Source organism: Luteibacter sahnii, assembly GCF_034063545.1.
In the GTDB taxonomy this organism is placed as follows: domain Bacteria; phylum Pseudomonadota; class Gammaproteobacteria; order Xanthomonadales; family Rhodanobacteraceae; genus Luteibacter; species Luteibacter sahnii.
In genome coordinates, this window is the sequence record NZ_JAQLOK010000001.1 from 472,534 (window position 1) to 485,059 (window position 12,526).

The following is a 12,526-nucleotide window of genomic DNA, read 5'->3' on the forward strand; positions in this document are numbered from 1 at the left end:
GGTTTCGGCACTAAGTGACCTTTTACGTCACGCGACGAAAAAACGTCTTGTGGCCCCCTGCGTCACATTCGTGACGTGTGTCGTCAAACGTGACGTCTTCACGTTTTCGCGACGCGATCTGGCGATTTCGCTCACATCCTTGCGAAGCCCCGCGCGACGTGCTTTTACGTCGTCGCGCGCCGGAATTCCGTCGTTGGCACGCTCTTTGATTGATACCTCCCGTGAAGTCGATCAGCACTTCGAACCGACCTGGTGAGGAACTCCTAATGAAGTCGTCCAACTTTCTCGTCGTCGAATCCGACCGTTCCCGCGCCGACGGCATCATGTCGGTGCTGGCCTTCCTCGGATACCGTCCCGTGCCGGCCACGAGCCTGCAGGAGGCCGATGCGATGGAAAGCTGGCGCGGCGTGTTCGTCGGCACGGTCCAGAGCGAAGCCGAACTGGACGCCTGCATCGGCGCGCTCGGCCGCAACGGTCGCGACCTGCCGATGCTGGTCGCCGCCGACTCGCCGCTGGCCTCGACCCTGCTCGCCGACGACTCGCGCAACCACAGCGTCGAGCTGATCGAACTGCCCCTGCGCTACGAGCGCCTGTCCGAAGCCCTGCGCGCGCTCCAGTCACGCATCCAGCCGCCGGCCGCCAGCCTGCGGATGGTCGGCCAGTCCGGGCCGATGCAGCGCGTGAACGGGCTGATCCGCCAGGTGGCGCCGTTCGATTCGAGCGTGTTGGTGCTGGGCGAATCCGGCAGCGGCAAGGAAATGGTCGCCCGCACCATCCATGAGTGCTCGCCACGTCGCGACAAGCCGTTCATCGCGATCAATTGCGGCGCGATCCCCGCCGAACTGCTCGAGAGCGAGCTGTTCGGTCACGAGAAGGGAGCCTTCACCGGTGCCATCAGCACCCGCAAGGGCCGTTTCGAACTGGCCGAGGGCGGCACGCTGTTCCTCGACGAGATCGGCGACATGAGCCTGCCGATGCAGGTGAAGCTGCTGCGCGTGCTGCAGGAGCGCGTGTTCGAGCGCGTGGGCGGCAACCGTCCGCAGCGCTGCGACGTGCGCATCATCGCGGCCACGCACCGCAACCTCGAAGAGGCCATCGAGCGCGGCGGCTTCCGTGAAGATCTCTACTACCGCCTTTCCGTGTTCCCGCTGGAGATGCCGCCGCTGCGCCAGCGCCTGGAAGACCTGCCGGCCCTGATCGGCGAATTCAACCAGCGCCTCGTGCAGCGTGGCTTGTCGTCGGTGCGTTTCTCGCCCGGCGCCATGAACGCCCTGTGCCGGCACGGCTGGCCGGGCAACGTGCGTGAGCTGTCCAACCTGGTCGAGCGCATGGCGATCCTCATGCCGCACGGTGAGGTGCGCGCGGCCGACCTTCCGGAAAAATACCGTGGCGCCGCGCCGCTGGAAGAAGTCTCCGGGGCCGCGCTGATCGCCATGATGGAAGCCGAGCCTGAAGTCACCGAAAGCTTCACCGCGCTCGGCGGGGAGGGCGATCCCTCGGTGCTGCCGCAGGGCGGCCTCGACCTGAAGGATCACCTCGCCGGCATCGAGATCGGCCTGATCCGCCAGGCGCTGAACTCGGCTAACGGCGTGGTGGCCCACGCCGCGAAGCTGCTTCGCGTGCAGCGCACCACGCTGGTGGAAAAGCTCCGCAAGTACGGGCTTTCCGAGGCCGCGCAGGCCGGTTGAGCGCCGTCTTCGCGCGACGGGCGCGATTGGCACACCTCGTGCATCGCGTGTCATAAGTCCGATACCGCGCTGGAAAACCGTCATGAGCACGATCGACGTCAACAACCTTCTCTCCCAGATGCGCCGCATCAGCGCGCAGACCGAGATGCCCGCGATCCGCGGCGTCGGCGGCCTGGGCAACGAGACGGCGCCGGTCGCGAAAGGCAGCTTCGGCGACGTGCTGCGTCAATCGATCGACGGCGTGGCCAAGGCGCAGGACAAAGCCGAAAAGCTCTCCAACGCGTTCGAGCGTGGCGATCCCAGCGTGGATCTCGCGCAGGTGATGATCCAGGGGCAACGGGCCGACCTCGGCTTTCGCGCGATGACCGAAGTACGCAATAAGTTCGTCGATGCGTACAAAGAAATCATGAACATGTCGATCTGATCGACCCCACGAACCGATTGAGCCCGAACCATGGCCGATAACGGCGTAGCTAACACGGAAAGCGGCGGCAAGCGCATGGACTCGCTGAAGTCCCTCGCGCAGACGCCTGCGGCGCGGCAACTCTTCATGCTGGCCGGTATCGCCGCCGCGGTGGCGATCGGTATCGCGGCGGTGCTGTGGTCGCGCGCGCCGAACTACGGCCTGCTCTATGGCGGCCTCGAACAGAAAGACGCCGCAGCCGTCACCCAGGCCCTGCAGGCGGCCAACACGCCCTATACGCTGAGCACCGACGGCAGCTCCATCTTCGTGCCGGCCGCCGACGTGGCGGGCGTGCGCCTGAAGCTCGCCGGCCAGGGCCTGCCGCAGGGCGCCGCGGCGGCCACCGTGCCGGGTTCGGATTCGCCGTTCGGCATGAGCGACATGGCCGAGCGCGCGCGCTATCAGTCGATGCTCGAAAGCGACCTCTCCTCGACCATCGCCGGGTTGCAATCGGTGCGCGCCGCGCGCGTGCACCTGGCCATGCCCAAGCCGTCGGCGTTCATCCGCGACAACAAACCGGCCAGCGCGTCGGTGGTGGTCACGCTGTACCCGGGACGCCAGCTCGACCAGGGCCAGGTCGCCGCCATCGTGCACCTGGTGGCCGCGAGCGTGCCGGGTCTGGATACGCGCCAGGTTTCGGTCATCGACCAGGCTGGCAACCTGCTGACCGTCAGCGATCCCGATAGCGCGATGGCGATCGGCGACACGCGCATGCGCCTGTCCAATCGCATCGAGGCCACGTATACCCAGCGCGTCGAAGACCTGCTCACCCCACTGGTGGGTGCCGGCAAGGTGCGCGCGCAGGTGTTCGCCGACCTCGATTTCGCGCAGACGGAAAAGGCCAGCGAAACCTTCAATCACGACAACCCGGCGCTGCGCAGCGAGCAGACCAGCAGCGAGACGCGCAGCGACGGCGCCAGCCAGGGCGGCGTGCCCGGCGCGCTGAGCAACCAGCCGCCGAACACCGGCGCCAACGCCACGGCGGCCAACCCGGCCAACGGCGGCGCCAAGCCGGGCGCCCAGGGTGCCACGACGCAGACGGCGCAGACGCCGACGCAGAATTCGCAGAGCGCGACGCGCAATTACGAACTCGATCGCACGGTCAGTCACGTGACCGACCCGGCCGGCAAGGTCGCCCGCCTCACGGTCGCCGTGGTCGTCGACAACAAGCAGGTGGTGGGCAAGGACGGCAAGTCGACGAGCGTGCCGTTCACGGCCGACGAACTGGGCCGGCTCACCGAACTCACCAAGAACGCCGTCGGTTTCAGCGCCGCGCGCGGCGACAGTGTCAGCGTGATCAATGAGCCGTTCCGCGGCGAAGTGGCCGATGCCGAACCCGAGAGCGCGCCCTTCTGGGAGCATCCGGGCATGCTCGACCTGATCAAGCAGGGCCTGGGCGTGATGGTGGCCCTGATCGTCGGCTTCTTCGTGCTGCGCCCCATCCTCAAGGGCTTGCTGAAGCCGGCCCCGGTGATGATGAACAACGTGGCGCTCGCGGGCCCGATGCCGACCGTGTCGGTGATGGTCGATGACGACGACATGACGCCGGACCGCGTCAGCACCAGTGCGCAGCCGCAGCTCGGCTCGCCGCACCTGCTGGCCTACGAACAGAAGGTCGGCCTCGCCAAGCGCATGGCCGCCGAGAATCCGAAGCAGATCGCACAGGTCGTGAAGAGCTGGGTGGGCGACGATGGCGGCTGATACGAAAGAGATGCTGACGGGTGCGCAGAAAGCGGCCGTCCTGCTGCTGACGCTCGGTGAGGAGGACGCCGCGTCGATCCTCAAGCACCTCGGCGCGCGCGAAGTGCAGGCCGTGGGCACGGCGATGGCCGCGCTCAAGAACGTGTCGCGCGACCAGGTGGAGACCGTGCTCACCCAGTTGCAGGAAGACGTCGGCCAGCACACCGCTATCGGCGTCGGTACCGAGGAATACATCCGCCGCATCCTGGTCAATGCGCTGGGCGAGAACAAGGCCGGTGGCCTCATCGATCGCATCCTCCTGGGCCGCAGCAGCAAGGGCCTGGAGTCGCTCAAGTGGATGGAGAGCCGCGCGATCGCCGAGATGATCGGCCAGGAGCACCCGCAGATCATCGCGCTGGTGATGGCGCATCTCGAGCCCGACCAGGCGGCCGAAGTGATCAGCTATCTCCCGGCGCGCACGCGCAGCGACGTCATCATGCGCGTGGCCACGCTCGACGGCGTGCAGCCGCATGCGCTGAACGAACTCGACGAAATCATGGAGCGCCAGTTCTCCGGCAACTCCACCAAGCTGAAGTCGGCGACCGTCGGCGGCCTCAAGGCCGCCGCGGACATCCTCAACGCGATGGAGACCGCGCGCGAGGCCGAGTTGATGACGGCCATCCGTGGCATCGATGCGGGCCTGGGCGAGCGCATCGAAGAACTCATGTTCGTCTTCGACGACCTGGCCGAACTCGACGACCGCAGCATGCAGACGCTGCTGCGCGAGGTGCCGTCGGCCCGCCTCATCACCGCGCTCAAGGGCGCCGACGCGGCGATCCGCGAGAAGATTTTCGCCAACATGTCCAAGCGCGCGGCGGACATGCTGCGCGACGACCTCGAGGTGAAGGGTCCGGTTCGCCTCTCCGAGGTGGATGCGGCACAGAAGGAAGTGCTGGCCACCGCGCGCCGCCTCGCTGACGCGGGCCAGATCAATCTCGCCGGCGGCGGGGACGAGTTCGTCTGATGAGTCTTACGTCCATCCTCTCCCGCGAGCGGGTCGAGCGCTTCGAACGCTGGGAGCTTCCCGTGGTCGGCGCGCCCGACCCCGAGCCGACGGCCGAGGCCGCCGAAGACGCCGGTCCGCAACGACCGACCGTGGCCGAGATCGAGGCCATCGAACGGCAGGCGCGCGAAGAGGGCTTCAATGCCGGCCTGAACGAAGGCCGGGCCATGGCCAAGCGCGAACTCGCGGCCCAGGTCGCCCGCGTCGACGCGATCATCGCGGCCATGCAGCGCCCGTTCGCCGACCTCGACCATGAGGTGGCGGGCGAACTGGCGGCGTTGGCAACCGTAATCGCCGAGCGCGTGCTCGGCTTCGAGATCGCCACCCGTCCCCAGACCATTCTCGACGTCGTGCGCCAGGCGGTGGACGCACTGCCGGCGGCGACGCGTCATCTGAAGATCCACCTCAATCCCGCCGACGCGGCGATCGTGCGCGAGCATCGCAGCGCGGTCGATCCCGACGGCACCGTGGTGGACGACGCCTCGCTCGAGCGCGGCGACGTGCGCCTGGAAAGTGAACATTCGCGGCTGGATGCGCGCGTGCGCACGCGGCTGGCCGCCGTGATCGACAGTGTGCTCGTGGCGCCGATCGCGCCGGCTGGCGAGGACGATACCCCGTGAACGCCGAGTCGCACCTGGCCGCGCGCAACGCCCATTGGCGCGATGCGCTGTCCGCACAGGCGGCCAACGCGGCGCGCGTGCGGCCTCTGCAAGCCGAAGGCAAGCTGCGCCGCGTGGTCGGGCTTACCCTCGAAGCGGTCGGCTGCGAGGCCCCGGTGGGCGCGCGGTGCATGGTCGCCGCGGCGGACGGCAAGTCGCTCGAAACCGAGGTGGTCGGGTTCGCCGACGGCCGCCTGCTGTTGATGCCCACCGGTGAAATGCACGGCGTGCTACCCAACGCGCGAGTCACGCCCGTCGCGGCGGTCACCGGTGTCCCGGTGGGCGATTCGCTGCTGGGCCGGGTGATCGGCCCCGACGGTGCACCGCTCGACGGACAGGGGCCGCTGCTGGCGCGCGATCGCGCGCCGCTGCGGCGCGATCCGATCAACCCGATGCTGCGCCAGCCGATCGACACCCCGCTGGACACCGGCGTGCGCGCGATCAACGCGTTGCTCACCGTTGGCCGCGGCCAGCGCATCGGTCTGTTCGCCGGCTCTGGCGTGGGTAAGTCCACGCTCATGGGCATGATGACGCGGTTCACCAATGCCGACGTGGTGGTGGTGGGCCTGATCGGCGAGCGTGGCCGCGAAGTCAAGGAATTCGTCGACCATACCCTCGGCGAGGAGGGACGCCGCCGCGCCGTGGTGATCGCCGCGCCGGCCGACGCGCCACCGTTGTCGCGCCTGCGCGGCGCCCAGGTGGCGACCGCCGTCGCGGAGCACTTCCGCGACGAGGGCAAGCGCGTGCTGCTGCTCATGGATTCGTTGACCCGCTACGCGCAGGCGCAGCGCGAGATCGCCCTGGCGATCGGCGAGCCGCCGGCGACGAAGGGTTACCCGCCGTCGGTGTTCGCGATGCTGCCGGCCCTGGTCGAGCGCGCCGGCAACGATGCCGAGGGTCGCGGTTCGATCACCGCGTTCTACACCGTGCTGACCGAAGGCGACGATTACCGCCACGATCCCATCGCCGACTCGGCGCGCGCCATTCTCGATGGTCACATCGTGCTGTCGCGCGACATGGCCGAAGCCGGCCACTATCCCGCCATCGACATCGAGGCCTCGATCAGCCGCGTGATGCCCGCCGTGGTCAGCAAGGAGCACATGCGTTCGGCGCAACGCTTCCGCCAGGTGTATTCGGCGTATCGCCAGCAACGCGACCTCATCGCCGTGGGCGCCTACCAGAAGGGCAGCGACCCGCGTACCGACGAGGCCATCGCCCTCTACCCGCGCCTGTCCGCGTTTCTCCAGCAAGAGACCGACGAACCCGTCGATCTCGACGAGGCCGTCAACGGCCTCGCCGCCACCACCCGGGCCGACTGATGCCATCACGCGCCGACCGCCTGCAACCCGTGGTGGATCTTGCCGCCGAAAAGGCCGAGGACGCCACCCGTGCGCTCGCCACGCACCAGCGCGCGCTGGCCGACGCCGAGCACCAGCTCTCGGAACTGCGCCGTTACCGCAACGAATACGCCGAGATGCCCGCGGGCATCGGCGTGAGCGCGCTGCTCAACCGGCAGCAGTTCCTGCAGAAGATCGACATGGCCATCGTGCAGCAGCTGGGCGAGGTGCAGCGCCGCGAGCGTGCCCTCGACGCGGCGCGCGGCGCGTGGACCGACGCGCGCGGTCGCGCGAAGGCGCTCGATTCGGTCACAAGCAAATACCGTGAACAGGAGCGCAAGTCGCAGGACCGCCGCGAGCAGGAACAGGCGGACGAACGCTCCCAATACCGTCGCAACGGCCGGAGCGCGGACTGACGCGCCGGTGCCTCGTCTTGCCAGGATCTTTCCCGATGAATAACGCCACGCTTGCCCTCAACGTCGCCGCCCCGGCCAGCACCGCGCCAGCGGCTTCGTCGAACGACACTTCGTCGTCGGCTCACGGGTTCGACGCGGCCATGGCCACGGCGCGCGCCGACGCCGGCAGGTCCACCTCGCCGCCTCCGCCGCCGAAGCCAAAGGCGGGTGCCTCGTCGACGCCGCCCGACGATACGTCCGCCAACGGTGTGGCGTCCACGACACCGGCGCAGGCGAAAGCACCGGCCACGACCGACGACGATGCCACCCGGCACGACGACGACGGCAAGGATGATCCCTCCGCCACCGATGCCACGCTCGCCAGCGCGGTGCTCGCCCTGATCGGCGTGGCGCCCAAGACCCCCACCGCGCCATCGACCACGCCGGCCGATGCACTCGGCCATGCCGCCGGTGCGGCCGTCGGCGCGACTGCCACTAGCCTGGGCGATCTGCCGCCGCTGGGCACCGACGCGGCGGCGACCGGGGCGAAAGACGGGTTCCTGGCGTCCCTGGGCCTCCATGCCACGACGGACGCGACGGCCGTGGCGCCGCCGAACGTGTTCACGTCGTTGCTCGCCGCCCAGGCTACCGACGCGATACGCGACAAAGCGGACACCCGAAGCGCGACCGACCTGATGCAGGGTTCGCCCATGCCGCCGTTGCACCTGTCGAGCACGAACGTGGCGGCGGTGCCGCAGTGGCAGGCTACCCAGCCGGCAACCTCGCCGCACTTCGCCCAGGAACTCGGCGAGCAGATCGCCTGGATGGGCGCGGGCCAGATCAAGGAAGCGCAGATCAAGCTGCATCCGGAAGAGCTCGGCTCCATGGACGTGCGCGTCAACCTCGATGGCGGCAAGGTCAACGTCGCGATCATGGCGCAGCATCCGGCGGCGGTGCATGCCGTGCAGCAGACGCTGTCCCAGCTCGATGCCATGCTCGCCCATCACGGCCTCGAACTCGGCCAGGCCGACGTCGGCCAGCGCCAGGCGGGGCAGGGCGGCGACGGAGGCGCGTCGTCGGCGCGCGGCGAGGCCGCTGGTTCGGCCGACGCGGCGCCGACGGCATCCGTGGTGGCCACGTCGCCGGTATCGCGTGGGCTGCTCGACGAGGTGGCCTGACGCCTCCTCGCGTGACGAGGCGTCGTCACGCGTCAAAAAACCATCGTCGATGCATGGCATGCCACTTGCTTTAACGTAGACAGGGTACAGTCCCGCCCCGTCATCCGTATCGAAGAGGTTTTACCTGCATGGCCGCCGATCCCAACACCGCCGACGCCGCCCCCGAACCGAAGAAGAAGGGCAAGGCGAAGCTCCTGATCATCGGCGCCATCGTGGTACTCGCCGCCGGCGGTGGCGGTGCGTTCGTGCTGCTCAAGGGCGGCCATGGCAAAGGCGCGCCCACGGCGGCCGAAGCCGAAAAGGCCAAGCCGGCGATCTACCTGCAGATGGACCCGGCCTTCGTCGTCAATTTCCAGGACGACACCGCCCTGCGTTTCCTCCAGGTGGGTGTCAACGTCATGTCGCACGATCCCGAGGCGATCGCCGCTGTCAAAGAGGCGGATCCGGAAATCCGTAACGCGCTGCTCATGCTGTTCTCCGCACAGGACGTGAAGTCGCTGTCGGACGTGAAGGGCAAGCAGAAGTTGCAGGCTGCGGCGCTCGCCGAGGTGCAGCGCATCCTCAAGCAGAAGATCGGCAAGCCGGGCATCGACGCCCTGTATTTCACCAGCTTCATCATGCAGTGACGCGGGAACTCCGTCGATGAGCGACATCCTCACCCAGGAAGAAATCGATGCCCTGCTGGCGGGCGTGGAAGGCGGTGCGGTCGAGACCGATCTCGACGAACCGGTCGAGCCCGGTTCGGTCCTCGATTACGACTTCACCCAGCAGGACCGCATCGTCCGCGGCCGCCTGCCGACGCTGGAAATGGTCAACGACCGTTTCGCGCGCTACTTCCGCGCCAACCTGTTCAACGTGCTGCGCAAGTCGTGCGAGGTCTCGGTGCTTGGCGTGAAGATGACCAAGTTCAACGAGTACGTGCATTCGCTGGCCGTGCCGAGCAACCTCAACCTCATCCGCATCAAGCCGCTGCGCGGCACGGCGTTGATGGTGTTCGAGCCGCGCCTGGTGTTCACCGTCATCGACAACTTCTTCGGCGGCGACGGGCGCTACCACGCCCGCATCGAAGGCCGGGATTTCACGCCCACCGAAAACCGCGTCATCCAGATCGTGCTCCAGGAAGCGTTCGGCGCGATGGCCGAAGCCTGGGCACCCGTGCTGAAGATGCAGTTCGAGTTTCTCAATTCCGAGATCAACCCGCAGTTCGCCAACATCGTCAGCCCGACGGAAACCGTGGTGGTTTCGCGTTTCCACATTGAACTGGACGGTGGCGGCGGCGAAGTGCATCTCACCCTGCCGTATTCGATGGTGGAACCGATCCGCGAGCTGCTCGACGCCGGCGTACAGAGCGACCGCGCCGAACGGGACGAACGCTGGATCCAGAACCTGCACGAGGAAATCCTCGACGCGGAAGTGGAAGTCACGTCCATGCTCGCCGAGGCGCGCCTGACCATCGGCGACTTCCTGCACCTGCGCAAGGGCGACGTGATTCCCATCAACATGCCCGACCTGACGACCGTCTTCGCCGAAGACGTGCCGATCTTCCGTGGCCGCATGGCCAATTCCAACGGCAACAAGGCCATCCGTTTCGAGACGCTGATGCGTCGCAACGGCGCACGCCCCGCCCCCTTGCCGGTGGAGCCGTTGGCCGACCCGGCCTGACGAAAACGCCTCCCGAAGGCGGGCTAGGGCATGGGTGGGAGCGGATCGTATCCGATCCCTCAAGGTTGCCTGCATACGAAAAAATGCCATGCGACGATCAGGCGAGCTGTGACGGCTCGTTTGATTGCCGACGGTCTTTTGGTCAAGTTAGCTAACCAACACGCTGTTTTACGTGAGCGAGAGTCATCACATCAAGTTGTCTGTGTGGCTGATCGGCCCGCCGTAATGTCAAGGCTTTGACCCGTAGCCAATGTGTGCACAGGCCTTCGGTGTGCATATGCGGAGCACACGGCGGCGACTGCATGCGTAGACAATCTCACGAAGATCCGTGGCGAGCTTTCGCTGGCTGCGGACCCCGCTGCTGGCAATCCAGTGATGCTTGATCAGACCGGTAAGGCGGGCATCGTCGTCTGATCGTCGGCGCTGCGCCAGGCGTAGAGAGTCTTAGGGGTAATCACATTTGCGATAAAATCTCGATTTCGTCGTCAAGTTAGCGACGCACTCGCCATTGCGCTGGCGAGTTACGGGCAGGCCAAGGCACGCTCCTGGACGTCACACGTAGCGATCGGATTCGGGCTGGACGGCGTGCAAGCGGACCCATCCATCGGTCGAAAATGTTCATCGCTATGATGGCGCCTGGTATGCACTCATTAAAAAACCAGCAGGCGCTGCGATTTAGGGCTAGGTGTTTCTGATAAAGCTAACTAGTGGATGTAAGTGCCTTCGTAGTACATGATGTTGTCAGCGTTTTTGACGGCGTTGAACTTGTCCTTTGCCGCGAGAGACCGGGCACCCTGGTGCCCGTAGGCATAATCACCAGTTCCTTCGCCCCACGTATCTACGTAGTGCGAGACTTCGTGGATGAGCGTCAAAACTTGGCTATCGTAGAATCCGTCGCTTTGTTTTAGATTGAAAAAGCCCTCGCAAAATGTAATTGTCCGCGTCTGGGGGATTGTTCAGGCTGCGGTCCGGGAGTCGTATCCGGGGCAGCCGCATAGATAATTCCCTGCGCCGATGCGAAGAGCAATTGAATTCATGAAATGTATCATTTCAAAGTCTACGTTCGTCCGCCAATAGTCGGTGTAAGACGGCTTTGAGTAATACACTCCGCCAGTGTTCTGCGTGGGGCCGAACCAAGTAGTGTAAGTGGCATCGTCTTTGATTCGGCCTTGATAGATTGGGGTGCCAGACGAGTCTTCGCTCTGTACCACCGTGTAAAGAGTCTCGATTCCTTGAAGTGCATTGAGGGAAACGTTGTAGGCCTCCAAAGCCGCTGCACGGATCGTTGTCGTCTGTGCGCTGGTGCATTGCTGGCCGTCTGAAGTTTGAGTCGGCTGCGACAGCGCCATGCTATGAGAAGATGCACCTGTTTTCGGTGGGGCAATCCATATAGATACTGATTGACTGGCTTGGTAGTTGTAATCGCTGTCAATCTCGCCGTCTGCGTCCATATGGATAGTCAAGGTATATCCCTGCGTATAGCTGACTTGAAACGTTCCTGCTGTCGTGAGGTCGTAGTCAGTGGATAGATCAACATCCTGCAACATCGATTTTCCAGCATCGATCTTGAAGAAGTAGGTGTCCGGGTCTCGTGGCGCGACTCGTACCATTCGACCGGTGAACGGCACCTCCTTGCCGCTCGCATCAGTCACTTTGAATATTTTCGTCATCAAGTGATTGCTGGGTGCGTAGAATGGGCTGAGCGACTTCGGAATGTACACGGCGTTAGTGCCGGTGTTTGTTACCGTAACCGTTACAACGCTGGAAGATGTCTGATTAACCAGTGAATGCGGAGCGATCTGCACGTCGATGTCAGAAGCAATGCAGCTAAAGGATATGAAGATGGGTATCAAAGCAAAAACAGAAAAGAGAAATGGTCTTTTCATGTATACCTCCAAGTGAGTCCCTGTTCCCTGCGGACGCGAACCTAGCACGCGATCCTATGCGGTTCAATTGCCGGGAGGGCCACCACGTTGGCGTTGAAAGATGCGGCGAACATTGCGGAAAAATGCGTCGTAACCGCAACTGGCGTGATCGGAGTCGTGTCAATGAGTTCGTGAACGACTTACCGAAGTAAGTTTGCTGCTGCGTCGTCCGCGGAGCAAAGGGGCCGGGCCAACACCACGGTAGAAGGCATAGGCCATACCGTCGTACTCGATGACGGAGACAGCTCTGCCGATCCTTGGCCGCAAGCAGCGATGTGTGGATGCGATGCGCCTTGTATTGGATTCAAGGAATACTCATCGGTGTCGGTTTCGACGCCGGACCTGAAAAGTTGAGGTCATCCCTGTCGCGTCGCGCACCCGTCTTATCCGCCGTATTCGAGCCTCATTAAACGCTTGTGTGTGTATGCGTGCTCTTGCTTTGTGTACGTGCGCCTATCGAGGTGTCTTAGCAATAC

At 65.1% G+C, this 12,526-nt stretch carries 12 protein-coding genes; 10 read left to right on the forward strand and 2 right to left on the reverse strand.

Features of this window, described 5'->3' with window-relative positions; translation table 11 throughout:
* Nucleotides 1-266: 266 nt before the first annotated feature.
* From PI246_RS02260 to fliM, 10 genes are all read left to right on the forward strand, one after another.
* Nucleotides 267-1,688 (forward strand): sigma-54 dependent transcriptional regulator, encoded by a 1,422-nt coding sequence (locus PI246_RS02260; RefSeq protein WP_320549659.1) that lies wholly within the window; start codon nucleotides 267-269, stop codon nucleotides 1,686-1,688.
* 82 nt (nucleotides 1,689-1,770) lie between these two features.
* Nucleotides 1,771-2,112, forward strand: coding sequence for a flagellar hook-basal body complex protein FliE (gene fliE / locus PI246_RS02265; RefSeq protein ID WP_320549660.1), 342 nt, complete (start codon nucleotides 1,771-1,773; stop codon nucleotides 2,110-2,112).
* 30 nt (nucleotides 2,113-2,142) lie between these two features.
* The gene (gene fliF, locus PI246_RS02270) at nucleotides 2,143-3,852 is read left to right on the forward strand and encodes a flagellar basal-body MS-ring/collar protein FliF (RefSeq protein WP_320549661.1); all 1,710 of its coding nucleotides are present in this window, start codon (nucleotides 2,143-2,145) and stop codon (nucleotides 3,850-3,852) included.
* Nucleotides 3,853-3,865: 13 nt separating this feature from the next.
* Nucleotides 3,866-4,855, forward strand: coding sequence for a flagellar motor switch protein FliG (gene fliG, locus PI246_RS02275; RefSeq protein WP_320550237.1), 990 nt, complete (start codon nucleotides 3,866-3,868; stop codon nucleotides 4,853-4,855).
* Entirely contained in the window at nucleotides 4,855-5,514 is a 660-nt protein-coding gene (locus PI246_RS02280; RefSeq protein WP_320549662.1) for a flagellar assembly protein FliH, read from the forward strand. The genes fliG and PI246_RS02280 overlap by 1 nt, the downstream gene beginning before the upstream one ends.
* Nucleotides 5,511-6,872 (forward strand): flagellar protein export ATPase FliI, encoded by a 1,362-nt coding sequence (gene fliI / locus PI246_RS02285; RefSeq protein ID WP_407069766.1) that lies wholly within the window; start codon nucleotides 5,511-5,513, stop codon nucleotides 6,870-6,872. Before PI246_RS02280 ends, fliI begins: the two co-directional genes overlap by 4 nt.
* Nucleotides 6,872-7,306 carry a flagellar export protein FliJ gene (gene fliJ / locus PI246_RS02290; RefSeq protein ID WP_320549663.1) on the forward strand — a complete coding sequence of 145 codons (435 nt, stop codon included), beginning with the start codon at nucleotides 6,872-6,874 and terminating at the stop codon, nucleotides 7,304-7,306. The genes fliI and fliJ overlap by 1 nt, the downstream gene beginning before the upstream one ends.
* 35 nt (nucleotides 7,307-7,341) lie before the next feature.
* Nucleotides 7,342-8,463 carry a flagellar hook-length control protein FliK gene (locus PI246_RS02295; protein WP_320549664.1) on the forward strand — a complete coding sequence of 374 codons (1,122 nt, stop codon included), beginning with the start codon at nucleotides 7,342-7,344 and terminating at the stop codon, nucleotides 8,461-8,463.
* 128 nt (nucleotides 8,464-8,591) lie between these two features.
* Nucleotides 8,592-9,089, forward strand: coding sequence for a flagellar basal body-associated FliL family protein (locus tag PI246_RS02300; protein WP_320549665.1), 498 nt, complete (start codon nucleotides 8,592-8,594; stop codon nucleotides 9,087-9,089).
* 16 nt (nucleotides 9,090-9,105) lie between these two features.
* Nucleotides 9,106-10,125 carry a flagellar motor switch protein FliM gene (gene fliM, locus PI246_RS02305; protein ID WP_320549666.1) on the forward strand — a complete coding sequence of 340 codons (1,020 nt, stop codon included), beginning with the start codon at nucleotides 9,106-9,108 and terminating at the stop codon, nucleotides 10,123-10,125.
* 704 nt (nucleotides 10,126-10,829) lie between these two features.
* On the opposite strand, the gene PI246_RS18455 is transcribed toward fliM, so the two are convergent.
* Both PI246_RS18455 and PI246_RS02310 read right to left on the reverse strand, forming a co-directional pair.
* Nucleotides 10,830-11,078, reverse strand: a complete 249-nt coding sequence (locus tag PI246_RS18455; protein ID WP_369335405.1) for a M35 family metallo-endopeptidase — start codon at nucleotides 11,076-11,078, stop codon at nucleotides 10,830-10,832.
* Nucleotides 11,079-11,081: 3 nt separating this feature from the next.
* Nucleotides 11,082-12,011, reverse strand: a complete 930-nt coding sequence (locus PI246_RS02310; protein ID WP_320549667.1) for a hypothetical protein — start codon at nucleotides 12,009-12,011, stop codon at nucleotides 11,082-11,084.
* Between the last annotated feature and the right edge of the window lie 515 nt (nucleotides 12,012-12,526).

Coding starts and splice junctions, on each gene's coding strand:
- PI246_RS02260 (WP_320549659.1), top strand. CDS start 267: ATGAAGTCGTCCAACTTTCTCGTCGTCGAATCCGACCGTTCCCGCGCC.
- fliE (WP_320549660.1), top strand. CDS start 1,771: ATGAGCACGATCGACGTCAACAACCTTCTCTCCCAGATGCGCCGCATC.
- fliF (WP_320549661.1), top strand. CDS start 2,143: ATGGCCGATAACGGCGTAGCTAACACGGAAAGCGGCGGCAAGCGCATG.
- PI246_RS02280 (WP_320549662.1), top strand. CDS start 4,855: ATGAGTCTTACGTCCATCCTCTCCCGCGAGCGGGTCGAGCGCTTCGAA.
- fliJ (WP_320549663.1), top strand. CDS start 6,872: ATGCCATCACGCGCCGACCGCCTGCAACCCGTGGTGGATCTTGCCGCC.
- PI246_RS02295 (WP_320549664.1), top strand. CDS start 7,342: ATGAATAACGCCACGCTTGCCCTCAACGTCGCCGCCCCGGCCAGCACC.
- PI246_RS02300 (WP_320549665.1), top strand. CDS start 8,592: ATGGCCGCCGATCCCAACACCGCCGACGCCGCCCCCGAACCGAAGAAG.
- fliM (WP_320549666.1), top strand. CDS start 9,106: ATGAGCGACATCCTCACCCAGGAAGAAATCGATGCCCTGCTGGCGGGC.
- PI246_RS02310 (WP_320549667.1), bottom strand. CDS start 12,011: ATGAAAAGACCATTTCTCTTTTCTGTTTTTGCTTTGATACCCATCTTC.